We start from the raw sequence: 24,422 nt of genomic DNA, 5'->3' as shown, positions 1-24,422 counted from the left end.
CACCCGTTCCCATCCCGAACACGGCCGTTAAGCCCTGCCGCGCCAATGGTACTGCCAGCAGGCGGAAGCGTAGGTCCTCGCCTCCTCTTTTTTTTCCCACGGCCCTCCGCCTCATACGCGGAGGGCCGTTTGTATTGGGGACGGGCCCGAGACCAACCCGGCCATTGAACTAGCTGCTTAAATGAAGGGTGATCCTGAAGAAATTTATTGAAAAGTTTTATCATCCACTGGACAGTTATATTCTATGAAGAAACTCACAGTGTTAACAGGTGCCGGAATGAGTGCCGATAGTGGCCTGCAAACTTTCCGTGGTTCCGACGGCCTGTGGGAAGGATATAATATACAGGAGGTGGCTACTGTCCAGGCGTGGGAAAATGATCCTGAACGGGTCCTGGAATTTTATAATCAACGTAGAAGGCAGATCTATGAAGTGGAACCAAATGAAGGGCATCGGGCTTTATCCAGACTGGAAAAGTATTTTGATGTTACGATTATAACGCAAAATGTTGACAACCTTCATGAAAGAGCAGGATCATCCCATGTATTGCATCTGCATGGGGAGCTCTCGAAGGTACGTAGTGTGGACGACCGTTTTCTTGTTTACGAAATTGGGAATGAAGAAATTGAGTTGGGTGATACTGCTGAGGATGGAGCACAGCTTCGTCCCCATGTTGTTTGGTTTGGGGAGATGGTTCCTGAGATGGAGAAGGCGGCCCAAATAGTTTCCGAAACCGATATTTTAATTGTAATTGGCACTTCGCTGGTGGTTTATCCGGCAGCTGGACTGGTTGATTACGCCTCTCCCAGGATTCCGAAGTATATAATTGATCCCTCCCGCCCCGAGGTGACAAACTATAACGACTGGCAGCATATTGAAAAATCAGCCGCGGAGGGTACCCCACAACTGGTGGAAAAACTGTTGGAACAGCATGAATCTGAAAATTGAGCTTCAAAATTCTTATGTTCCATATCATTATCTGTAATAAGTTAACTGCAAAGTGAGAGGATCCATGTCTAACGCAAAGGCGTCAAAACAGGAGAAAGAGGTTTTAGAGACATATCTATTGCAATTCCTGAATCTTGAAAAAAGGTATCCTCTGTTACCCGGTATCCGTAATACAGATGCAATGGCGGGATTGTTGGGACTGGAAGAGCAGGAGCTGAAAGAAAATCGAACAAAGTTTGATCAAAATGCAAAAGAGGCGGCCCTGGAGCTCCTGGAAGAGGAAAATATAACCCGCTGGATTGATCAGTTGCCATTTGAAAACGATGACACTATTGTTGCACTTGGAGATTCGATTACCGACGATCTTCAGGGCTGGTTCAGTATTTTTGGTTATGCCCTTGAAATGACGGTTCCAGAAGCAGATTTTACCTTTGTAAACAGCGGTGTTTCCTATGATACAACGACTGATGCCATGCGTCGTCTCAACAGAGATTTAGTAGCTCATGAACCGGACTGGGTTATCGTTGCCCTCGGAACTTTTGATGCTGCCCGTATGAATTTAACCCCGGACCGTACGCTGGTTCCGTTGGCCGAGTACTGGGAAAATACCAATGCTATCGAAAATGTAGTGGCTGAATTGACAGATAATCCTATTATATGGATGAGCCCTCCGCCGGTACTTTCTGAAATGCTGGACAATTTCCGCCTGTTCGATTTTAATGTGTATAACGAAGATCTACTGAGGTACCGGGAGATTTTAAGTGGGAAAAAGGGATATATTGTAGATCCACGCGGAAACAGGATGGGTGAAGAGGAGCCGGAAGCCTGGAACTTCATGAATGATGGGTTACACCCGTCGCTTTCCGGTCACTCGAATACGGTCAGAGAACTGATAAAAGTACTTGCCAAAACGGACGAGGTAGAGGGATCGAGCTTTGATCCTCCCCGTGACTATGATCTCAACGATCAGTAATTATAGCTGAATCTGCAGATTTACAAAATCAATTGCTGTGGCAACTCGTATTGATATGTCATCGTTATCCATTTCCGGCAGTTTGTAGGCTGAGGGACTGATCAGCCCGATGTGGTAGCCCGATTGGTTATCACGGATGGTAAGCAGTCCACTGCGGGGCGCCGCTCCCGAAACCGATGACTGAAAATCACTAGCACGTTCAGCAAGTACAAAAGCATCGACAAGTCCAAAGCCAAATCCGGCCCAGGCGCCAATCCCGGCTCCATACTGAAGTCCCTCTTCAATTGACCGATCGGCAATAAGATTGAAGGAGGTCGCGACAACAGCCCCGCCGGCCGCCCCGTAAAAGGTATCCAGCAATACCAGAATTGTTGAGTTGTCACCGTCATTGAAGGTCCCCGAAACGTAGTACTGCTGTCCTTTTGAAGCTTCTGAGATGTCGTATATTCCAACCGTCAGGCCGTAAAGCGTCCCGCCACCAAGTCCCACCCTCAAGGGATCAAAATCATTTGAGTTTTGCAGGGCCATGGTGGCACCTCCCAGAATGGTACCATTAACTGCACCGTTCAGGGTATTGCCGCCGAGCAGCTTAATGGTTTGAGCCTGTGGAGAAGCTACGTTAAAAAAAGCGGCCAATAAAAATGTGAAAACAGAAATCAGCAGATGGTTATTTTTCACGACTCTGATTCATTAATTTGATGCGTTAAATAATGTGGTCAAAGGTAGTAAATATGGACCTTCATTCCCATTTTTTGAACTTTGTGCTGAAGGACTTCTAGTCAGCCTGGATCAGAAAGGGCAACAGGTAGTACCTTCCCGTTATAATAAGTTGCTCCATTCACGGCAAAATCGGCGAGATAGCTGCCCATCTGCGTGGCGTTAACCGGGGCTTCAAAATCGGGAAAAGCGGCGTTGAACATTTCTGTTTCAACGGCACCCAGGCAAAGGGCATTGGCACTTATGTCGCGGTCTGCCAGTTCTGCCGAAAGGCACTCTGTCAATGTAACCAGTGCGCCCTTGGCAACGCTGTACGCCGAAAGTCCCGGAAACTTTGAACTGCCCTGGAATCCTCCCATGCTGCTGATGTTGACGATATGGGAACCCGCGGAAAGTAGAGGCAGTACCGACTTGGTTAACCGAACGGCCGAAAACAGGTTCACCTCAATCATCTTTTGCCAATCATGGATGGTCAATTCTTCAAACGATCTGTTGACAAGCCCTCCCGCGTTGTTGATCAAAACGTCTACGCCGGCAAAGGTACTGGTGATCTGTTCCGACAAGTGATCGACACTTTCTTCGTCAGTAAGATCGGCGGTAAACGTGCTGATTTTACCCGGCACTTCTTGTGCCAGTTGAGTGAGCGGTTCCGCGCTGCGGGCTGTGCCAATGACCGAGTGACCCGCCGTGGCTAATTCCTTAACGGTGGCATAGCCAATACCCCGGCTGGCGCCTGTAACAACGATATTCATAGATTAATGTTAGCTAAAATTGGAAATCCGAATGTAATAAAGAACGTTGAAAAAGGATGTTCTCATTTCTTTCACCTTGACGAATATAAAACCAAAGTACAGAGCATAGATATAAAGATTTAAAATGTAAAAGTTTTTTGGTGGAAAATGGAAGTATCAGAATTTGCCGTAAAGTTAACAGGGATTTTTCTGGTAAAAAAATAATCTTGACATGCCGGTGATGCCTTCTTGGTTTAAAAGGGTAAATTAAAGATATTGGGTTACTAAAAAGCCAGTAGAAAAAAATGTGAAACGCCTGATGAGCAAGCGCCCGCTTGTGCCCTCACATATACAACATTTGATTCCCTATAAACCGGGAAAAACCGTGGAGGAGATTAAAAAAAACTATGATCCTCCGCGGATCTCAAAACTGGCGTCAAATGAGAACCGGCTGGGCTGCAGCAAGAACGTATGGCCTGTAGTGGAAAAAGCGTTCAACGGGATCAACAATTATCCTGATCCAGTTGCCCGGAAACTCAGGGCAAAAATCGCCGAACGCAACGGAATCGCTCCCGAAAATGTCATACTGGGATACGGATCTGAAAGTCTTATCGCGAACCTGTGCCGCACGTTTTTTGGAGAAGATGAAGCCGCGCTCACATCTGAGCATACGTTTGCCAATTTTTATGTTTATGCCAACGTAGAAGATGTTCCTTGCCGCAAAGTTTCGCAAACCAATGATTACCGGTTCGATCTCCCCGCCATTGCCGGAGCCATTACCGGGCAAACCAAGCTGATCTATATTGCCAATCCCAATAATCCCACCGGCACCTATATTTCAAAAAAGGAGTTTGAGACATTTATGCAGCAAGTTCCGGATGACATCCTGGTGGTAATGGATGAGGCCTACTATGAATATGCCCGGATCCGTGATGACTATCCGGACTCGCTGGATTACGATTTCGATAACCTGCTTACGCTCCGAACCTTCTCCAAGGCGTACGGCCTCGCGGGGTTCCGTATTGGGTATGGAATTGGCCATCGGAATCTGATCGACATGATGTTAAAAACAAAGCTTACATTTGAGGCTACTGCGCTGGCTCAGGTCGCTGCATCTGCAGCCTTCGATGATAGCGCATTCCTGGAAAAGAGCAGGGAAATGGTGGAGCAAGGCAAACGTCGGCTCTACTCCATATTTGACCGCTATGGTATATCCTATCTCCCTTCCGTCGCAAACTTTGTGATGATGGTATTGCCTGATGAACGAACCGCCCGGAACTTTACGCTTGAGATGCTGAAAAAGGGAGTAATTGTGCGGCGGCTGGCAGGATTTGGACTTCCGAACTGTATTCGGGTTACGCTGGGGAGAAAAGAAGAGGTAGACCATTTTGAAGACAGCTTTCTGGATCTGTTCGACAAGATATTTTTAAAAAACAGTATGTGAAACATTCTGCAACGGTATTGGGAATAGCGGAATTTTTGCAACAAGAAAACAGAGAATTGGCGGAACTGCCCGGAACGGGGTATTTTTTGGTAAAAATCAGGTAACATAAAAATCTGCGTGGCATTTTATTAGGATTCCTGCCGACATTAAATTATCCTTAGTATCTGATATACGATGGCTTTTTATCTCCCATATCGATACACTGATTGTGCTCTTTTCATACTCATATAACCCCCACTTTCAGGGTCTATTTTTAGCTTGAAGCTCCTGTTTGCATGAAATTAAGTACCAAGCTTATACTGAGTTTTAGCTTTGTAGCGTTATTGCTGGCCGGGATCGGACTCTTTTCTCAGTACTACAACCAGCAGATTAAAGATCAGCTTGTCGAAGAGAGCGAACAGGCAGTTCTTGAGCTGAACTACTCCGGGGAGATGGGGTTAAAGCTGTACCACAGCCTGCTGAATGCCCAGTATTTCCTGGATAAACGGTATAATCAGAGTATCCGGATTGATACCTCCAATTTTCAAATTCGGGCGGAAACGGCAAGCAAAGAGGTAAAGGGTTCACTCGAGGATTTTAGCATCCGCCTGGATTCCGCCCAGCATATTTTAGAAAGCCACATGGCGGCCGTAGACGAACACCACAAAGACCATGAGGAGCTGCTGGAGGTTTTGTATAGCCTGGAAAACCGATTTAATATCTATCGGTCACTTATAACCGAGCTTTTTAATTTGGCCTCAGTAAGCTTCGAGGATGGCAGAGAATTTTTGAGTGTTACCGTGGAGCCCTATTTCCGGTCCAACCTGATTCCCCTGATTGAGCAGGTTCGGGTCTTGAGTCGCCAAAATATGGACCAGCAGATTACCATGCTTAATTCCAGGCTGGAGTTTGTCGGACAAATGCTGGCGATAGCCACCATCGGTACCTTGTTGATTTCCATCGCCCTGGCGTTTTACCTGTACCAGTCTATTGCTACCCCGCTGCAAAAATTGAGTCAAACAGCGAAACGGATCGGCGAAGGTCGCCTCGGCGAGCGGATCAGGATAGATTCAAATGATGAGATCGGTGCACTGGCGGCCGAATTCAACCGCATGGCAGAGAATCTAAGCAAAATAACGTTTTCCAAGGAATACGTTGACAATATTATTGAATCCATGGCGGATGCATTGGTTGTAACGGACAGTGACTACCGTATCCGGAGAGTCAATTCAGCCACGCGGGTTATGCTTGGGTATGCAGAAGAGGAGCTAATAGGTCAGCCGCTTGATATGTTGTTTAACCAGGAAGAGCAGGAACGGATAAAAGGCATCAAGACTGACAAGGAAATAGATAGTTTTGAGATAGCATACCTTACAAAAGGGGGCGATACGGTACCGGTCAATTTTTCCAAGGCGGTTATGCTCAACGCAGATGGTTCAATGAAGGGACTTGTCTGTCTTGCCAGCGATATCACCGATCGCAAAGAAGCCGAGCGACAGGTAAAAAAATCCCTGAAGGAAAAAGAAATTTTGCTGGCGGAGATCCATCACCGCGTAAAAAACAATCTTGCCGTCATATCGGGGATGTTGCAGATGCAGATCTGGGAAACCGATAACGAGGCGGCGGAAACCGTCCTCCGGGACAGCCAGCTGCGGGTGCAGTCTATCGCGCTTGTACATGAAAAACTGTACCAGTCGGAAAACCTGTCATATATTGAATTTGACAAATATATCCGCGACCTGTTGCAGGCTATCGGCAGCACTTATGTCAATGACGAGCGCGATATTTCAATTGAGACCAGCCTGGAAACTGTGGCGCTCAATATCAACCAGGCGATCCCCTGTTCCCTCCTGATAAATGAATTAGTGGTGAACGCTTATAAACACGCCTTCAGTTCGAATGGAAAAGGGAAAATATCGATCGACATAAAGAAGCGGGGGGGTAAAGTATTTGTGCTGGTCAGCGACAACGGCAGCGGTTTTCCCGAAGAGTTCACTCACGAGGCAAAAGAGAGTCTCGGGATGTCGATTATAAATACACTTGTAAAACAGCTGGATGCCGAAATTGAGATATATAACAGCAATGGGGCCAATATCGAGTTTAATTTTGTTCCTGAGGAGGTCGTTTAGTCCGGGGGGCGGAAAGGTAAACTTCTGGAAACGTGGTACGATTATGTTATGCGGACTAAATTACATATTTCCTGAAAGGTAGGCCTGGCGCTTTTCCTCCGGGAACTTTTCAATGGCGTAGCGCAACAGGGTACGGGGCAGTTCCCGGTAACGGTTTTCCTTCAGGAATTGTTCTTCAACTTTAATATCGATATGGCCGATCTCCCGCAACATCCACCCGACCGCTTTTTGGATCAGATCATGGGTATCATCGCGTAATATGCGGGCAATGTTCAGGGCATCCTCAAAATCGCCCTTCCTGATAAAATGCATGCAGCTTATCATGGCGATACGCCGTTTCCAAAGGTTGTTCGATTTTGCAAGCCGATATAATATCGACCGATCCCGCTGTTCCAGGTAGGGACCCATAATTTTTGGTGCGGAGCTGTCTACCAGGTCCCAGTTGTTGACCTGTTCAAGGTTTCGCAGGTAGCACCGGTAGATCGCTTCCCGTTTTTGATTCCCGCCCTTTTCAAACTTGTAAACCAAAATGAACAGTGCTGTCAACCGCTCTTCGTGGAATTCGGATTGCAGAAGCCGTTCTGTCTCTTCCATGGGCAATGTTTGGTGGGATCGTGCAATTTTTCGTTGGAGGGGAACCCGCAACCCGAGGAATCGATCCCCTTCACCATATTCTCCCGGTCCCGTTTTGAAGAAGCGTCGGGAATGTTCAGCAACACTCTGGTCCGCTTGAGCTCTCAGTTTACTCTGTACTGTTTTGCAGTCCATGAAGGTGAAGGGGTTGCTGGATTGTCAGAACCGGTAATAACAGTTACTCGGTTGATATTACGTTTATAATGACTCTAAGGCGTTTACCAGTTACCAACCTGCTTTAGTCCTGTATCAAATCTAATGCCATGCCAGGTTTATCCTCCTGTTCTCCTGCTCAAGAGAGGAAGGCAGCTTATAAATGGGGCTTACCGCTTTGGACAGGGTCCCCAAAGCACTCCTAGAACATGAAAATACAGGGAGATTGAACCTTTGCGAAAAGAAAACCGGGCGTCCCAAGGTCACTCTTCCGCATTCAGGTCGGGAATTTCGATCTCGAGTTCGTTTGCCCGTTGTCTCATCTCACTCCCGATTTCTTCGACGATCTGGGGAAAGTCTTCCGCGCGATTAAACCGTTCGCCGGGATCATTTTGCAAGTCAAAAAGCTGCGGATCATCCTCCACCAGCCGCAGTTTCCATTTCCCTTTACGCATCGCCTCAAGCCGATCGCGTAAAATATAGAGATACTCATCACGGGGAGAACGGTCTTCCTCTCCCCGCAGGAAAGGCATGATGTTGTAACCGTCAACCGGGTGTTCGGGCAGCTCGCCGCCCGCCACCTCAATCAGCGTTCGGTAGATATCGGGACTTGCCACAAGTTCGTCGGTTGCCGGTTGTGCCGGAATGCCGGCCGGCCATCGTATCAGGGCGGGAACCCGTGCCCCTCCTTCATAGGTGGTCGCTTTCGATTGTCGAAGCAGTCCCGGCGTGCCCTGATGCCACGGTTTGTTGCCCTCCTGCAGCATGCGATCCGGCAGGTTCAGCCAGGGACCATTGTCGGAGGCAAAGAATACGATGGTGTTTTCTGCAACGCCCTGCTTTTCCAGGGCAGCCAGAACCTGGCCAACACTCCAGTCGATCGTTTCGATGACATCACCATAAAAGCCGCCGCCGGACTGCCCCCGAAAACGCTCGGCCGTGTGGATCGGAAGGTGGGGCATGTTATAGGCAAGGTAGAAGAAAAAGGGCTTTTCATCTTCGGAGCTGGCATCAATAAAGCTGACAGCCTCCTCGGTATACCGGGTCGTCAGGGTTTGCTGATTGATCGGGTGCTCCACAATGGTCGTATCGCGATAAAGCGCCAGGGGTTCCTCGGTTTGTACCCACGGCTTGCGATAGTCGTTGGAGTAGGGCAGTCCAAACCAGGAATCAAATCCCTGGTTTGGCGGCAGAAATGTTGATTCTTTATAGCCCAAATGCCATTTGCCAGCCATGCCGGTGGAATATCCGGCATTCTTGAGCGCTTCAGCCAGTGTTAACTCATCATCAGGCAAGCCACCCGTTCCATCGGAGCCCGTGCCGCCGCCGAATTCCACCCGTGGCATATAACGACCAGTAATCAGCTGGGTACGGGAAGGGACGCACCAGGACCCGGTTACGAAAGAGGTAAACCGGACTCCCTGCTCCCCGAGGCGGTCAATATTTGGAGTGTGTATTGTTGGATGTCCATAGCTGCTCAAATCCCCGTACCCCATATCATCGGCAAAGAGAATAACGATATTGGGAGGTGAGGTACCGGTGGATTCCGTCTGGGTATTGTTACAACCCCATGAAGCAATGAGAGTGATGGCAAAGATCAGATGGATGGCCTGTCGTCGAATTTGGAGCCCTGATTTCATAATCGATTATCCCTGTTTTAGCTTAACATTACCTTTTTGCAAGTCTTTCCCCTGACTTTTGATCTAAAATAGCCATTCAAACTGAAACCGCAATGGCAATGAGCTTTAATATTTAATATACAGCTGGAAAACCCTGGCGGGAATACCACGTGTAATCGGTAGTGCGCGTTGGCCGCATGTCTAGTTGCTAAAGCTATTCCCCGGTATTGCCATTTTTAGCGTTATCGATGTAGTTGCGCGTGTACTCCGAAAGTACAAGCCGGCCACTAATTTCGGCCCGTTCTTCCAGGAGGGTGTCCCAGTGTTCAGTACCGCTCCAGAATATTTTTTTGAATTCCCGTATCGCTTCCGGATTGCTTTTAGCCAGCTTTTCGGCCAGTTCGAATACAGCGTGGTCAAGTTGGTCGGTGGAGTCAAGAATATCGGCGTACAAGCCCTTTTTACGGGCCCATTCTGCCTTGTACCAGTGGGTGGCATCTATTGCAAGTGTGCTGAAACCGGACTTCCCGATTTTACGACAAATAGCTGGTTCCACCACAAAAGGGCCGATTCCCAGGGCCAGCTCACTCAGTTTAACTGCTGCCGACGGGTGGGCCAGCGCGTGGTCGGCAGCTGCAGCGATTCCGACTCCACCGCCAACGGCCTTTCCCTGGACCCGCGCAATAATCAGCTTCGGGCACTTCCGCATGGCGTTTATGACACGGGCAAATCCCATAAAAAACCGTTTCCCCTCCTCATAAGTGGAGATTTTCATAAGCTCTTCGAAATAGGCTCCACCGCAAAAAGCCCCGTCCCCTTCGCTATGTATCACAACGACCCGGATGTCGCGGTCATTTCCAACACTGGTTATGGCTTGTTCCAGCTCTTCCAGGGTTTTCCGGGTCAGAGCGTTTCCCTTGGGATGCTGAAATGTAATAGTGGCAATGCGGTTGGTGATGTCAGTGGTAACACTTCCCTGGGTAGACATGGTACAAGATATTTATGTTTAATGCTGTTACCCGATATTTTCGGAGCCAGCCTGCTTTCAGGAGGCTGCGTATTCTGTGTGAGGTACAGGCAGAGAACTTTGCAAAATTCTAAATTCCTCGTTCCGAGGGAGTTGCACCTCCCGTTTAAAAGTCAATAAGGTTGGTGGTACAACCACCTCCCAACAATTGTAGGCTTTGCAAAGGTCCCGGATAATAACTTTTCATAATTTCAGTGCTGTTAAGTGGTTTAAACGGTTATACCGGGTGCCGCATTTAACAAAACGTATCTTCATTTCTAACTTTGTGCTTGATCAGGGGATTGGGCCGGTACCGGTCTTCCCGGTACTCTACATGGAGAGCTGTCAGCTGGTCCAGTACATTTTTCAATCCCTTTTCATCTGCCCATTCCAGCAGCCCTTTGGGATAGTTCGCTCCCAGGCGCATTGCCAGATCTATCTCTTCCACCGATGCGATGTTCATAAATACTGCATCTGCTGCCTCATTGATCAGCATAACTAAAATTCGATCTGCAATTTTTTTGCCAAGGTCCCGATCTCTAACCGGGGTGGGTCGGGTCGCATTTCTGCCGTACTCATAAAATCCCTTGCCGCTTTTTTGGCCCAGGTATCCCGCTTCCATCATCCGTTTCTGGGTAAACGACGGCTTGAAGCGGGGATCGTAGTAAAATGCCTCAAATATCGATTTTGTCACTTTGTAGTTGATATCATTGCCGACAAGGTCCATCCGTTCAAACGGCCCCATTGCAAATCCCCCGATCTCTTTCATAGCCCAGTCTATAGTGGAGATGTCTGCCACTCCCTCTTCAAGCTGCCGCAGGGCCTCCCCGTAAAATGGACGCCCCACCCGGTTGACAATAAAGCCGGGAGTATCCCTGCTGGCAACCGTGGTTTTACCCCATTGTTCCATAAGATGCCGGGCAGTTTCAACCGGCTGACGGTCGCTGGCAATACCGGCAATGATTTCTACAAGGGCGCTGCGCGGAGCCGGGTTGAAGAAGTGTATACCCAAGAACCTTCCGGGTCTCTTGAGGGCAGATGAAATTGAAGCTATCGACAGAGAAGAGGTGTTGGTAGCCAGTATGCAGTCGTTCGGAACGATCCCTTCTATCCGTCTGAATACATCCCGTTTAATTTCGAGATCCTCCGGCACCGCTTCTATAACCAGGCGACAGCTTGCGAAACCGGTCATATCCTCCGAAAAATTAATTCGCTCCATGATATCGTTGACCTTCTGCTGGGTGATCTGATCTTTTTCAACCTGCTGCTGGAGAGTGTTGCGAAGATTATGTTTAGCATTGCCCAACTGGTCGGGATAACTGTCATAAAGCCTGACATTGTGACCAAATGTGGCAGCGATCCGGGCTATGCCTGTTCCCATGGTTCCTGCTCCCACGATGCCTACCAGATCTTTTTTACTCGGCTTGCGGGTCATATATACTTTTTTTAAAAGAGACATTCATTGGTCAAAATACAAAGATTGGCTGCAATGACAAGCTGTGCCGCTGGATACAACAAGCGGCTGTAGCTGTATTCGAACGCTGATTTTAAACAAATTTCTGATGTTTCAAAGGCGGACCAAGGATGTTGTTGTTAGATATTTAAATTCATTAAAAACATTGATTTATTGGAATAAATAGTTAAAATTGATCATTGATTCATGTACCGCTTGTAGTGTAAATGGTTTTTCAAAGCCCTTGCCAAGATATTTTTTGTGTAAAGACCATTTTGACTGCTTTGACATCCAGGGAGGTGTGGAGGGTTTACTAAATACTCTTGAATAAAAAATACAGATAGAAAGGAGAGGAGCATGGCAGATCAAAAAACGATAAAAGAAGCCTTTGAACGCAACCAGAAAGCGGTAAAGCTACGTCCGTCAAAAGCCAGAAGCAGTGTGGTTACCAGGGTGCGGCTGTTTGATGGCACTACGTGCGAAGTGGAACACAAGCACTGGAAATTCAAGGTGGATATCGGGAAGACGGAGGGGGGCAACGACGCGGGGCCCGGACCGGGTATCCTGGAACGCGGAGCCCTGGGCAGTTGCCTGGCGATCGGCTATTCGCAGCGGGCCGCGGTGCTGGAGATCCCGATCGACAAGATTGAGGTGGACGTGGAGTCGGAACTGGACGCCCGGGGTATGCTCTATATTGATGATCGTCCACCCGGATTCAGATCACTTCGCTACAAGGTATATATCGAGAGTCCGGCCCCTGAAGAGGAAATTATGCAACTTATAGAAGATACGGACCGCCACAGTCCCGTTCTGGATGATTTCAAGCGTGCTTTGCCGGTTGAGCGACACGTAACCATTAAAACAACGGAGCATACCACCTCATGAAACCTGAACTACAGCGCAGAATTCAGCGATACGGATGGGATTATTCATCTCCTCACTACGAACATGGGTGGCAGCACCAGCTTTGGCCGGCCCAGCAGCGACTGCTCGATACCGCCGGAGTAAAGGCAGGGGAAAAGGTGTTGGATATTTCGTGCGGCACGGGGTTGGTCACATTTCCGCTTGCGAAAACCGTCGGACCAAAAGGAACGGTCACTGGTATCGACCTTTCGGAAGGGATGATTGAAAAGGCGACAATCGAAGCGGATCGTAAGGGATTTGAGCACGTCACGTTTAAACAGATGGATGCAGAAGAGCTGGATCTGCCGGATTCCTCTTTTGATCTGGCTGTTAATTCACTGGGTTTGATGTACTATCCTGATCCGGATAAAGCCGTATCGGAAATGTATCGCGTCGTCAAAACGGGAGGTCGCGCGGCTGCCCTGGTTTGGGGCCGGCGAAAGGCCTGCGGGTGGGCCGGAATTTTTCCGATTGTGGACAGCCGCGTGCAATCCGATGTGTGCCCGCTCTTTTTTCAACTGGGAACAGGAGAAACGCTGCGCCATGCATTTGCCAAGGCTGGTTTCGCTGAGGTAACATCAGAACGCTTTGAAGTGAATTTGCACTACGATACTGGGAAAGATGCCATTGTGGGGGCATTTCTCGGGGGAGCCGTCGCCCTGGCCTACCGCAAGTTTGATGAGCAGACCAAAGAGGAAGTGCACGAGGAATACCTGGAGTCTATCCTCCCGTTTAAAAGTGGGGAGGGCTATGATATTCCCGGTGAATTTGTAGTGACCAAAGGGTTGAAATACTGAGGATAGGAAAGATGTTGGAATTCTGGAAAAGCAGCCAGGTGAGCATATCCCCCGCCACTGATTATTTGGGTTCGTTTTGCTCATAGAGGGTTTTGCAAAACCCTCTATTCCTCGTTCTAAGAGTTGTCCTCCCATTTAAAAGGGTGCTAAAACCACCTCCCAACAAAATAGCAGGTTCTGAAAAGTACCTCATAGAAAAGGGAACATTCTGCTACGGGAAAAGAGCTACCGTGATTTTTTCGGCCTGATTACCCAATAAGGAGGCTAGTTTCCCTGCACGTCTCCCGTCATCGGCACAAAACGAACCGGCAAGATCTCCTCACGCATTATTTCTCCCTCTTCGGATTTTGTGACACGGATCAAAACCTGGAAGCCCCCCGGCTCACCGTAGGGCATGACCAGTATTCCACCCGGCCTCAGTTGGTTGATCAGCGGCCTGGGAATTTCCGGAGCCGCGGCGGTGATCATGATCCCGTCAAACGGGGCATGTTCGGGCCATCCCTTGTATCCGTCCCCGATTTTGGTCTGAATAGTACTGTAGCCCAGATTGTCAAACCGTTCCCGTGCGCGTTTGCCCAGTTCTTCGATAATTTCGATGGTAAATACGTTGGGTGTCAACTCGGATAAAACGGCAGCCTGGTACCCGCTGCCGGTACCGATCTCCAACACTTGGTCTCCCGGCTGAATATCCAAAAGCTGGGTCATGAAAGCTACAATGTAGGGCTGGGAGATGGTTTGATTGTTACCGATCGGCAGGGGACGGTTCTGGTAAGCCTGCTCTCTGCGGGACTCCGGCACAAAAAGGTGGCGGGGTACATGGCGCATTGCATCGATTACCCGCTCGTTGTCAATGCCCTGTTGTTTAACCTGGCGAACAAGGTTATTTCGTTCTTCCTGCCGTTCCCTGAACCGGGGTCGGTTCCACGTTACCGTATCAATGGCGGCCCCATCCGGTACAAGTTCATATCCGGAATGTAAATCTGGCCGGCCGGCTTGATCTGAGTAGGCAGTTGACGCCACAACACCAGTGAGGGAAATGGCAACCGTTCCCAGGAACGGCAGGAGGAGAAGGAAAAAGAGTTTGGATCCTGTTTCCATAATACCCACTTGTTGTTAGCATTTGTATTGACAAACAGGAGGTTGTTTCCAACCATTCATCAGGAAAAGAAGATGCTACAGCAGAAAGTTTACAATATCTTTTTGTGTATAACTTTTTTATGAAAAAAGTGTTGATGAAGTCTATAATTTACTTTGAACAGCTGATTGATGATAATTTATTTAGGTATTATGAATTATAAATAATTTGCTCATTTGGTCGTTATTGGATAAAGTATAGATAGGTTACAGCAAATCTGAGCTCTTCATAATCATCCGCAGGAGGTTTCTATGAGCAGGAATACACTCAATCTGGATCTTTTTACGCAGGTACAATCTGATTTTGAAATGCGGCAATATAAAGTGTTGGCAGCCCTGAAAACCATTTCAGAAGATTTCCAGCACAACCGGATCTATCCCCATTTGAGTGATCTTATAGAGCTGCGTACCACGCTGCTCGATATTAAAAAAAGGTTGGAGGATCTGCGCAATGACTTTCCCAAACGGATCAAAAATATCGACCTGGTGAACAAAATTATTGAGCATGAGGTGGTGTTTGTGGATGGATCGGACCTGTCCAGGGTTGAGGATCTCATTGAATGGGCTATTCCCCATATAGAGGCTAAAATTGAAGAAGGGAAAGCACTTTACGAGTATGTGGATGAAGAGATCAGGATAGAGGAGGTTGGAATCCTGCCAAACTACCTGGACGAGGGGTACTTTTTTGTGCCCGACAACGAAGAAGCCAAGTTGTTGCTTTTTGAGTATGAGGTATCAATATTTGAGAGTGCCCAGGACGAATACCGCGCCCTGAAAACCGCGTTTTTGAAAGCGCTTCACCAGGGACAGGTACTTCTTTCTCCCAATTCGATCAAGCTGGAGCTGATCAGGGAGAATCAAAAGCTGCCCAACCCGGCGACCTACAGCTTTCAAACTAAACTGGATTTCCCTTTCAACGAAACTATTTTCCCGGTCGTCAAACGAAAACTGATGCAGCAGCTTGCCGAAGCTTCCTGATAACTACCGAATATGTGACAGGGCAACCACTCACAATCATCTCCCGTCTCACCTCTCACCTCTGTCCACAATCGCCAGCGTGCAGCGTGATATGCAAACCAGCTTGCCCTCTTCCGTTTCAATAGCTGTTTCCCACACCTGCACGCTCCGGCCGATGTGAACCGGCGTGGCCGTCCCCATGACGCGACTGCCTTTTTTAACGCTGCGCAGGTGATTGGCATTGATCTCGATGCCTACGGCAGTTTTGGAATCATCCTTCACGTTCAGCCAGGCCCCAATGGAGGCCAGCGTCTCTGCCAGCGCCACCGACGCCCCGCCGTGCAAAATGCCAAACGGCTGCACCGTATTTTCATCCACCGGCATGGTTGCCTTGACTTCATCCGGTTTGAAGGAGGTAAATTCAATACCCAGGGCATCTCCCATGTTGGGTTCGGAGAGGTTCAGGAATTGATCAACGCGTTTTTTTATACCATCATCGATAAACATAAGAGATCTGGATAACAGGGGTTAGGTTATGAAATTTTATGTTGTTAGAACATCGTTTTGAACACTTCTTTGAAGATACACGCTAATATGGGAATTCATATTAAGCTTTTAAAAGTTAAACTTTCTTGTAACTTATGAATAGGGGTAAAGGTTAAGTAAAAACTACATCTATGGGTTATGATCCGACCACCATTTTGCAGCTCATCAAGGAAGGGCTGAATCGAAACAAGACCGATGTCTTAATTTCAACCAAGCGGCAGGGAGAGTGGATCAATACCAGTCCTGAAGAGTTTACGCAGAAGGTCCGGCATTTTGCATACGGCCTGCACGAACTGGGTGTTGAGAAGGGTGATCGCGTGAGTATCCACTCTGAAAATAGCGCCGAATGGCTCATTTGTGACCAGGCAATTCTTTCCCTCGGGGCTGTGAATGTTCCCATCTACACAACACAGGCGGGCGAACAGATTAAATTTATTCTTGAAAACTCGGCTACAAAGGTCCACATCGTCTCCAACGATGAACTTTTTGCCGAGACCAAGCCGATCATTAAAAATATCGGTACGGTTGAAGCGGTGATCTCCATTCTCGGATCCAGACACCAGAAATTGAAGTCGTTTGATTCCGTTCTGCAGCAGGGAAAAGAAGCCGCGGAAAAAAACCCCGGACTGCTGGAAGAGCTTCAGGCCCAGGTCGATCCCGAAGACCTGGCTACCCTGATTTACACCTCGGGGACGACGGGACGCCCCAAGGGCGTGATGTTGACCCACAACAACATCGCCTCCAACCTGCAGGCCTGCATGGAGCGCGTTCCATTTGAAATTAACCCGGATATCGGGCAGCGGATGCTCTCCTACCTGCCGCTTTCCCATGTATTTGAACGGCTTATATCGTATATGTACCTGCATATGGGGTACCCTGTTCACTATGTGGAAGATATTAGTGAGATCCGGGATGATTTCGAATATGTAAAGCCGTACTTCTTTGCCACCATACCGCGGCTGCTCGAAAAAATCCAAACCGGGATCAAGGTCAAGGGACAGGAATTCAGGGGAGTTAAAAAACAGATTTACTACTGGGGAATAAAACGAGCCGAAAAGTATGATCCTGAACATCCGCCTCGCGGGCTCAACAAGTGGTTGCACAAGCTGGCCGACAAGCTGGTGTATTCTAAAATTCGGGATCTTTTCGGAGGACGCCTGATCGGGATGATCAGCGGGGGGGCTGCTCTTTCCCCCAGTATATTTCGATTTATGAATGCCATCGGGCTGTACTGCGGTCAGGGCTACGGGCTCACCGAATCCTCACCGGTGATCTCCACTACGGATCCCAAGCACATGCGTGTGGGCTCTTCAGGTCGCCCGCTGAGTAATGTGGAAGTCCAAATTGCCGATGACGGAGAAATTTGGGCCAGAGGTCCCAATATTATGCAGGGATATTTCCAAAGTGAAGAACAGACCCGGGAAACGCTGACCGAAGACGGGTGGCTGAAAACCGGTGACGTAGGCAAAATGGAGGACGGTTACCTGTTTATTACGGACCGGAAAAAGTCGGTATTCAAGCTCTCTACGGGTAAGTATGTGGCTCCGCAGCCAATTGAAACCGGCCTCATCAACAGCGGCTTTATCGAACAGGCGGTGGTGGTGGGATTTCAGCGAAAATTTTGTTCTGCGCTGATCGTCCCAAGCTACGATAATATCAAGAAACGCTTGAAAAGCAGGGGAAAAGAGATCCCGGACGATCTCAGCACAGATTCACAGGTTCGGGAGATAATCCAGCGCGAGGTCGATAAAGTGAACCGTGGACTCTCCGAATGGGAGAAAATTAAAAAGTTTGTACTGCTGGATGAACCGTTCACGGTGGATGCCGGTGAGCTGACGCCTACGCACAAAGTAAAGCGCTCGGTCATCGACGAACGGTATGCCGGGCAGATCGATTCCATGTATGAGGAGGATGATTAGGTAAGAGGAAAGGAGCTGCATCTAACGTTGCGTGGAATGTTAAAACAGGTCAGTTTTTTCGAGACATTCTGAGGATAATCAAATTGAACACCCATCGAACATTTATCACTGGATCGATGGATTGAAAAAAGAAAAGTAAAAGCAGAAATAATGAGCACGAAAAAGTACACTATTCAGAAAGTAGCCGTACTCGGGTCAGGAACCATGGGCAGCCAGATAGCCGCGCATTGTGTAAATGCCGGCTTGGAAGTGCTGCTGCTGGATCTTAAAAACGAGGATGGTGATCCCAACAAAATTGCCAAAGAGAGCATCAAAAAGCTGGGGGAGATGAACCCCGCACCACTGGCGTTGCCGGAATACAGCAAGCAGATTCAGCCAGGTAATTTTGAAGATGATTTCGACAAGCTGGTCGACTGCGACTGGATTTGTGAGGCGATCGTTGAGAAAATGGATATCAAGAAGAAGATGATGGGGCGGCTGGATGAGGTGCGGTCGGGCAGTACCATCGTAAGTTCCAACACCTCCGGGCTGCCGATTAGCAAAATAAGTGAAGGCTGCTCGGAGGAATTTCAGCAGCACTTCCTGGGCACACACTTTTTCAATCCGCCCCGCTATATGAAGCTTCTTGAGATTATCCCTACCGAGACTACGTCAGATGCTGTACTCGATTTTATGAGCCGTTTCGGGGAGAAGACGCTGGGCAAGGGGGTGGTCCGCTGCAAGGACACCCCGAACTTTATCGCCAACCGGATCGGCATCTTTTCGATGGCCAGCATCATGCCCTGGTTTTTTGACGGTACGTTCCGGGCGGAGGAGATCGACTTCCTGACCGGCACCATCACCGGCTACTCCAAAGCCGCCACCTTCCGCACCGCCGATATGTCCGGGCTCGATATCATCCACCACGTAGCCGAGAATCTCTATCCCGCCATCCCGGAAGATGAGCGGCGCGAGGTATTCAAGCTGCCCGAATCATTTCAAAAAATGGTGGAACAGGGCAAACACGGCAACAAGGCCGGAAAAGGTTTCTATAAAAAAGTGCAGACCGATTCCGGGAAGGAATACAAGGTGATTGATCCGGAAACGCATGAGTACGAATCGCAGATCGACCCGGAGTTTGAGAGTACGAACAAAGCCAAAGAGAAATTTAAAACATCCGGTGAGCGACTGAAATACCTGGTCAACCAGGATGACAAGGCCGGAAATTTCCTGTGGGAGATTCACTGCGATCTGCTGTTGTATGCCGCCAGCCGCATTCCCGAAATAACCGATTCCCTGGAGGCCATAGACAACGCGATGAAATGGGGATTCAACTGGGAACTGGGTCCATTTGAGCGATGGGATGCCATAGGCGTGGCGGAGTCGGTGGCCCGTATGCAGGAAGAGAATCGCAAAGTTCCGGTTCCCGTGTTACGGATGCTGGAGTCCGGCCGTGAGCAGTTTTATGACAAGGATGAGGGCACGGTATACAACTTGGCGACGGGGGCGATCGAGCCGCTGAGTCCGCCTGCCGAAGGAGCGCTGAAGGTGGCCCATCTGAAATCCGAGAACAAAGAAGTACTGGGTAACAAAAGTGCCGGACTGTACGATATGGGCGACGGCGTGGCGCTGTTCGAGTTCCGCACCCGCCGGCAGACCCTCGGTTTTGAGCTGATTGAGACGCTGGCTGGATCTTGTGAGAAAGTGAAACAGGACTTCGACGCACTGGTGATCAGCCACGACGAGGACAACTTTACTTACGGTGCCAACCTGATGGAGGCGATACAGGCCTGGCAGCAGGGCGACAAGGAGCGCGTCCGCCGGGCAGCCAGGAATTTCCAGGATGTGGTGGTCGGCCTGCGATACCAGCCGTTCCCGGTGGTCGTAGCCCCGTTTGGACGCACGCTGGGCGGCGGTGTGGAGTTCGTACTGCATGCCGACAGCGTGGTGGCACACCACGAGCTGTATGCCGGCCTGGTGGAGGTCGGTGTGGGACTGATACCCGCCGGCGGAGGCACCAAAGAGATGCTTCGGCGCGCCATGCAGCGGGTGACGGAGGAGGATCGCTCGGATCCGCTGCCCTACATCAAAGAGGTTTTCAAGACGATGGGAATGGCCAAAGTTTCTAGCAGTGCTGCCAAGGCCCGTGATTATGGTTACCTGAAGGAGTCGGATGGGATTGTCATGAACCGCGATCTGCTGCTGACGGCGGCCAAAGAGGAGGCGAAAACGCTGGCGGATCAGGGCTATCGTCCGCCATTCCGTCCCAAAATTAAAGTGCAGGGCCGTGAGGGGCTCAGCGGCCTCAAGCTCATGCTTTACATTATGCACGAATCCGGCTGGATTACTGATTATGACAAAGTAGTAGCCGAAAAACTGGCCTGGGTGATGAGCGGCGGCGATCTCAGCGAACCGCAGGAGGTACCGGAGTCCTACATCCTGAAGCTGGAGCGCGAGGTGTTTATGGAGCTCCTCGAAGACGAACGCACCCACGCCCGCATCGATCACATGCTGAAGAAAGGGAAACCGCTTAGGAATTAGTCATGAGTTGTGGGGCTTGAGTCGTGAGTAAAAAAATTTTGTAAGGATTCTGCTCGAAAGGGATTTATTAGGTGTTAAACCTAACTTAAGATCACATAGGCTATGAATCGATTTAAAAATTTGGATATTTGGAAACGGGCTGTAGAACTAGCTTCCCAGATATACGAAGTAACTGTTGAGTTCCCGGATGAAGAAAAGTATGGATTAGTTTCCCAGTTGAGAAGATGTGCTGTTTCAATCGGCTCAAATATTGCAGAAGGAGCGGGCAGAGGTTCCAATAGTCAGTTCAAGCATTTTTTAAGTATTGCTTACGGATCCTCTTATGAATTGGAAACCCAATTGATCATTGCTGAGAATCTAAATTTCATTGATGAATCAGAAAATAAGGACCTCTTAGATGAAGTAACTACACTACAAAAAATGATTTATTCGCTAAGCCAAAAACTAGAATAAAGCCTCTAAAACTCACGACCCAAGACACACGCCCCATGACTAAAAAAAACGAGCCTGTAATCGTTGCTGCCGCCAGAACGCCAACCGGAAAAGCCAACAAAGGATCACTCCGCTTTACCTATCCCGACACATTGGGGGGAGAAGTGATCAAGTCACTGCTTCAGCGGGCGCCCTCACTCAAGCCAGAGATGGTGGATGACGTGATCATGGGCTGTGCCTTCCCGGAAGCATCGCAGGGGATGAATGTGGCTCGCCAGTGTGCATTGCTGGGTGGACTGCCGCCCTCTGTGCCCGCCGCCACTGTGAACCGGTTCTGTTCCTCCGGGCTGCAGACCATTGCCCAGGCCGCCGAGCGTATCATGGCCGGCAACGCCGATGCGATCATTGCGGGTGGCGTCGAAACCATGTCGATGGTGCCGATGGGCGGCCATACGCTGCGACCCAATCCCGAGCTGGTGGATAACTATCCGGAAGTCTATATAAGTATGGGACTGACGGCGGAAAATGTGGCCGAGAAGTACGAGATCAGCCGGGAAGACCAAGACGCCTTTGCCTACCGAAGCCACAAGCGGGCGATTGAGGCATGGGAAGAAAACCGTTTTGAAGGGCAGATTGTACCGATTGAGGTCACCGAAAAGATGGTCACGGCTGATGGTGAGATGGAAGAAAACAGCTTCCTGTTTGAGGTGGATGAGGGTCCGCGCAAAGATACCTCCGAAGAAGCGCTGGCTAACCTGAGGCCGGTGTTTAAACAGGGGGGAACCGTAACCGCCGGGAACTCCTCGCAGATGAACGACGCTGCTTCTGCCGTCATCGTGATGAGCCGGGAGAAAGCCGAAGAGCTGGAACTGGAACCCCTGGCACGGTTTGTCGGGTTTTCTGTGGCTGGGGTGCCGCCGGAGATCATGGGTATTGGCCCGGTAGAGGCGGTGCCCAAAGTGTTAAAGCAAACCGGTCTCAATAAAAACGATATCGACATTATAGAGCTGAACGAAGCCTTTGCATCCCAGTCGCTGGCCGTCATTCGAGAGCTGGACCTTGATCCTGAAATTGTAAATGTAAACGGTGGAGCCATAGCCATGGGACATCCCCTCGGTTGCACCGGCGCGAAACTTAGTACACAGATCCTTTATGAAATGAAACGGCGCGGTTCCCGCTACGGAATGGTAACCATGTGCGTTGGGGGCGGTATGGGGGCGGCCGGAATCTTCGAAAACCTGAGGTAAGAATTATCTAAATATAAAACTTTAAATTCCAATGTCTATCGAACTCGAATCCATGAAGAGTTCTCCCTGACGGTCGAAATGACTCAGGATTGAGTTTTGGAATTTGGTAGTTGCATAATCGGCTAATTATAAAATCCATGTTCACTCCTGATACACTCGAAAATCAAACCATCCTCATCACCGGCGGGGGAAGCGGTCTTGGATTAAGCATGGCCCAAAAGTTTGCTTCCCTGGGTGCCAATATTGCGATCTGTGGTCGCACGGAAGAGAAGCTGCAAAATGCGGTAAAAGAGATCGAAAAGAGTGGGGAGGGTGAGGTGAAATATTACGTGGCGGATGTCCGGGATTATGACCGCGTGAAAGAGATGATCCACAGTATTATTGATGACTTTGGAGAGATGACGGGTCTCGTAAATAATGCCGCCGGGAACTTCCTAGCGGCTTCTGAGGATCTGACGCCCGGCGGATTTAAAGCTGTGGTCGATATTGTATTGCATGGTTCGTTTAACTGCACGCATCTGTTTGGAAATTACCTGATCGATAACGAGAGGAAAGGCAATATCCTCAATATTGTAACGACGTATGCGGAATCGACGGGATCGGCCTTTGTGCTGCCCTCGGCGTGTGGCAAGGCGGGCGTTCTCACTATGACGCGGTCGCTGGCGTATGAATGGGCCACCTACGGGATCAGGCTCAATGCCATCGCACCGGGACCGTTTCCCACCGAAGGAGCATGGTCAAGACTGCTGCCTGATGAAGATGCCGTGGAAACGTTTCTCTCCAAAATTCCCGCTGGCAGATTCGGCGAGCATGAAGAACTTGCTAATCTGGCTGCGTTCCTGATGTCGGATATGGCGGTGTACATAACAGGGGAATGCGTCACTATTGACGGGGGAGAGCGGCTGGGAGCCGGGCAGTTCAACTTTATAGATCAGCTTGGACCGCGTGACCAACTGAAGAAGTTTTTTGCCCGGATGAGGTCAACGGAATAACATTCTGTACCACCTACTATAGAGTCAGCTTCTTGCCAATTTTATCCACAACCTTCAGTGTACGGTAGAGGTCATAAGCACCAAAAGGAGTAGGTCTATTGAGTTGTATCGCTTTGAGGAATTGCGACGAGGCCAGTTCGGCAGAACGGGAGGCGTCAAATAGTTTTTTCTGGAAAAAGAGACGATCGCCGTCGCTTACCTTCCCGATACGTCCCTTTTGTTCAAGGATGTCGCAATCCAAAATGTATGAGGCGTCTGAGGCCATGCGGATATGGTTATTTCTGTGCGAGGCTGTATTTACAAAAATGTTGGCCGTACTTCCGCTCTCGAAACGCAGGAAAATATGGGTGGCACCACCTAGGCGGCCCGCCTGCTTCGTTTGGTTGACGTCTACCTGGTGGATCGCCCCTTTCATCCATTTAATGCAAAAAGCAAGTTCGTCGATCCAGTAGTAGGAGGGAATATTGTCGCGTTCCAGGAAGTCGGTGTGCCCGATTTCACGTATGATCTGGATAAAGTGGGGCTTCTGAATTTTTTGGATCATCCATTGCGAAGCGGGCGCGAGAGAAGGCCAGTGGCTGAACTGAACCGCGACATTCGACTCTTCGGATGCATGGTATATTTTTTCAATATTTGGGAGCTTCCGGGGAAGCCTGGAAACGAGGAAGCAGTGATAACCCGCTTTTACCGCCTCCATCAGGGTATCGAGGTTGGTATCGGATTCGTCAATAATCACGCAGGCGTCGGCGGTACCAAGATCGTCAAGCGAGCGCGTGATAATCACTTCACTGACAGAAGGATGCTGTCCCATGTTTTTTTCCCACGCGACAGCGCGCTCTGCAGTTCCAATAATTCCGATTTTCATAGTGGTATTGCTTAGCTGGGCTCTGAAAAAGCCATTATCCGCAAATACCGGTTGAATTTCAACTGAAGAGCCTGCTTCTTGCGGAACAGCGGGGAGGATCCGGCGGTCAGTCGGGCATGACTAGAGCAAGAATGAAATAGAGTAAAACAGGACTGCCCCATCCCATCACGGTTAGCACTACGAATATAATACGTACAATTGTAGGGTCCCAGCCGAGATAGTCAGCTATTCCACCACATACGCCGGCAATCATTTTGTCTGTTCTGGATTTGGATAGTCGTGCTCCCATAAGAAGATAAAGATAATCGTTAGTTGTTTTGTAAGCCG

At 49.2% G+C, this 24,422-nt stretch carries 22 protein-coding genes and 1 rRNA gene; 13 read left to right on the top strand and 10 right to left on the bottom strand.

Annotation, left to right across the window (positions count from 1 at the left end; all coding sequences use genetic code 11):
- From rrf to ACG2E4_RS11600, 3 genes are all read left to right on the top strand, one after another.
- Positions 1-86 (top strand): 5S ribosomal RNA (gene rrf / locus ACG2E4_RS11610); the annotation flags it as partial.
- A gap of 158 nt (positions 87-244) precedes the next feature.
- The gene (locus tag ACG2E4_RS11605) at positions 245-946 is read left to right on the top strand and encodes an SIR2 family NAD-dependent protein deacylase (RefSeq protein ID WP_395276663.1); all 702 of its coding nucleotides are present in this window, start codon (positions 245-247) and stop codon (positions 944-946) included.
- Positions 947-1,010: 64 nt separating this feature from the next.
- Positions 1,011-1,919 carry an SGNH/GDSL hydrolase family protein gene (locus tag ACG2E4_RS11600; protein ID WP_395276662.1) on the top strand — a complete coding sequence of 303 codons (909 nt, stop codon included), beginning with the start codon at positions 1,011-1,013 and terminating at the stop codon, positions 1,917-1,919.
- On the opposite strand, the gene ACG2E4_RS11595 is transcribed toward ACG2E4_RS11600, so the two are convergent.
- Together ACG2E4_RS11595 and ACG2E4_RS11590 are read right to left on the bottom strand one after the other, a co-directional pair.
- Positions 1,920-2,597: a hypothetical protein gene (locus ACG2E4_RS11595; protein ID WP_395276661.1), complete on the bottom strand. Its 678-nt coding sequence runs from the start codon at positions 2,595-2,597 to the stop codon at positions 1,920-1,922.
- Positions 2,598-2,698: 101 nt separating this feature from the next.
- Positions 2,699-3,388: an SDR family NAD(P)-dependent oxidoreductase gene (locus ACG2E4_RS11590; RefSeq protein WP_395260243.1), complete on the bottom strand. Its 690-nt coding sequence runs from the start codon at positions 3,386-3,388 to the stop codon at positions 2,699-2,701.
- 286 nt (positions 3,389-3,674) lie between these two features.
- On the opposite strand from ACG2E4_RS11590, the gene hisC reads away from it, so the two are divergent.
- Entirely contained in the window at positions 3,675-4,811 is a 1,137-nt protein-coding gene (gene hisC / locus ACG2E4_RS11585; protein WP_395276660.1) for a histidinol-phosphate transaminase, read from the top strand.
- 275 nt (positions 4,812-5,086) lie between these two features.
- Positions 5,087-6,919, top strand: coding sequence for a sensor histidine kinase (locus tag ACG2E4_RS11580; RefSeq protein ID WP_395276659.1), 1,833 nt, complete (start codon positions 5,087-5,089; stop codon positions 6,917-6,919).
- Between the two features lie 60 nt (positions 6,920-6,979).
- Here ACG2E4_RS11580 and ACG2E4_RS11575 read toward each other — a convergent pair whose 3' ends face one another.
- The 4 genes from ACG2E4_RS11575 to ACG2E4_RS11560 form a co-directional block, all read right to left on the bottom strand.
- Positions 6,980-7,687 (bottom strand): DNA alkylation repair protein, encoded by a 708-nt coding sequence (locus tag ACG2E4_RS11575; RefSeq protein ID WP_395276658.1) that lies wholly within the window; start codon positions 7,685-7,687, stop codon positions 6,980-6,982.
- 281 nt (positions 7,688-7,968) lie between these two features.
- Positions 7,969-9,345 (bottom strand): sulfatase, encoded by a 1,377-nt coding sequence (locus ACG2E4_RS11570; protein ID WP_395276657.1) that lies wholly within the window; start codon positions 9,343-9,345, stop codon positions 7,969-7,971.
- 193 nt (positions 9,346-9,538) lie between these two features.
- Positions 9,539-10,312, bottom strand: a complete 774-nt coding sequence (locus ACG2E4_RS11565) for an enoyl-CoA hydratase/isomerase family protein (protein WP_395276656.1) — start codon at positions 10,310-10,312, stop codon at positions 9,539-9,541.
- A 274-nt stretch (positions 10,313-10,586) separates the two neighbouring features.
- Positions 10,587-11,789 carry a 3-hydroxyacyl-CoA dehydrogenase NAD-binding domain-containing protein gene (locus ACG2E4_RS11560; RefSeq protein ID WP_395260252.1) on the bottom strand — a complete coding sequence of 401 codons (1,203 nt, stop codon included), beginning with the start codon at positions 11,787-11,789 and terminating at the stop codon, positions 10,587-10,589.
- Positions 11,790-12,140: 351 nt separating this feature from the next.
- On the opposite strand from ACG2E4_RS11560, the gene ACG2E4_RS11555 reads away from it, so the two are divergent.
- Both ACG2E4_RS11555 and ACG2E4_RS11550 read left to right on the top strand, forming a co-directional pair.
- Positions 12,141-12,668, top strand: a complete 528-nt coding sequence (locus ACG2E4_RS11555) for an OsmC family protein (RefSeq protein WP_395260254.1) — start codon at positions 12,141-12,143, stop codon at positions 12,666-12,668.
- Positions 12,665-13,483 carry a class I SAM-dependent methyltransferase gene (locus tag ACG2E4_RS11550; protein WP_395260257.1) on the top strand — a complete coding sequence of 273 codons (819 nt, stop codon included), beginning with the start codon at positions 12,665-12,667 and terminating at the stop codon, positions 13,481-13,483. The genes ACG2E4_RS11555 and ACG2E4_RS11550 overlap by 4 nt, the downstream gene beginning before the upstream one ends.
- Before the next feature lie 264 nt (positions 13,484-13,747).
- Here ACG2E4_RS11550 and ACG2E4_RS11545 read toward each other — a convergent pair whose 3' ends face one another.
- The gene (locus ACG2E4_RS11545) at positions 13,748-14,581 is read right to left on the bottom strand and encodes a protein-L-isoaspartate(D-aspartate) O-methyltransferase (protein ID WP_395276655.1); all 834 of its coding nucleotides are present in this window, start codon (positions 14,579-14,581) and stop codon (positions 13,748-13,750) included.
- A 288-nt stretch (positions 14,582-14,869) separates the two neighbouring features.
- Between ACG2E4_RS11545 and ACG2E4_RS11540 the strand changes: the two genes are divergently transcribed.
- The gene (locus ACG2E4_RS11540; RefSeq protein WP_395276654.1) at positions 14,870-15,595 is read left to right on the top strand and encodes a hypothetical protein; all 726 of its coding nucleotides are present in this window, start codon (positions 14,870-14,872) and stop codon (positions 15,593-15,595) included.
- A 48-nt stretch (positions 15,596-15,643) separates the two neighbouring features.
- On the opposite strand, the gene ACG2E4_RS11535 is transcribed toward ACG2E4_RS11540, so the two are convergent.
- Complete coding sequence (locus ACG2E4_RS11535) at positions 15,644-16,081, bottom strand: hotdog fold thioesterase (protein WP_395276653.1); 438 nt, start codon at positions 16,079-16,081, stop codon at positions 15,644-15,646.
- A gap of 170 nt (positions 16,082-16,251) precedes the next feature.
- Between ACG2E4_RS11535 and ACG2E4_RS11530 the strand changes: the two genes are divergently transcribed.
- The 5 genes from ACG2E4_RS11530 (at position 16,252) to ACG2E4_RS11510 (ending at position 23,230) form a co-directional block, all read left to right on the top strand.
- Positions 16,252-18,039, top strand: coding sequence for an AMP-dependent synthetase/ligase (locus ACG2E4_RS11530; protein WP_395276652.1), 1,788 nt, complete (start codon positions 16,252-16,254; stop codon positions 18,037-18,039).
- Positions 18,040-18,189: 150 nt separating this feature from the next.
- Positions 18,190-20,559 carry a 3-hydroxyacyl-CoA dehydrogenase/enoyl-CoA hydratase family protein gene (locus tag ACG2E4_RS11525; protein WP_395276651.1) on the top strand — a complete coding sequence of 790 codons (2,370 nt, stop codon included), beginning with the start codon at positions 18,190-18,192 and terminating at the stop codon, positions 20,557-20,559.
- 102 nt (positions 20,560-20,661) lie between these two features.
- On the top strand, positions 20,662-21,012 hold the full coding sequence (locus ACG2E4_RS11520) for a four helix bundle protein (RefSeq protein ID WP_395260268.1): 351 nt from the start codon (positions 20,662-20,664) through the stop codon (positions 21,010-21,012).
- Between the two features lie 35 nt (positions 21,013-21,047).
- On the top strand, positions 21,048-22,238 hold the full coding sequence (locus ACG2E4_RS11515; RefSeq protein ID WP_395276650.1) for a thiolase family protein: 1,191 nt from the start codon (positions 21,048-21,050) through the stop codon (positions 22,236-22,238).
- A gap of 137 nt (positions 22,239-22,375) precedes the next feature.
- Complete coding sequence (locus ACG2E4_RS11510; protein ID WP_395276649.1) at positions 22,376-23,230, top strand: SDR family oxidoreductase; 855 nt, start codon at positions 22,376-22,378, stop codon at positions 23,228-23,230.
- 16 nt (positions 23,231-23,246) lie between these two features.
- Here ACG2E4_RS11510 and ACG2E4_RS11505 read toward each other — a convergent pair whose 3' ends face one another.
- Entirely contained in the window at positions 23,247-24,095 is an 849-nt protein-coding gene (locus ACG2E4_RS11505; RefSeq protein WP_395276648.1) for a hypothetical protein, read from the bottom strand.
- Positions 24,096-24,201: 106 nt separating this feature from the next.
- Entirely contained in the window at positions 24,202-24,384 is a 183-nt protein-coding gene (locus tag ACG2E4_RS11500; RefSeq protein WP_395260275.1) for a PspC domain-containing protein, read from the bottom strand.
- Positions 24,385-24,422 lie beyond the last annotated feature (38 nt).

Source organism: Halalkalibaculum sp. DA384 (assembly GCF_043951955.1).
GTDB lineage: Bacteria > Bacteroidota > Rhodothermia > Balneolales > Balneolaceae > JAMQKA01.
This window is presented reverse-complemented; position numbering and strand designations above follow the sequence as displayed.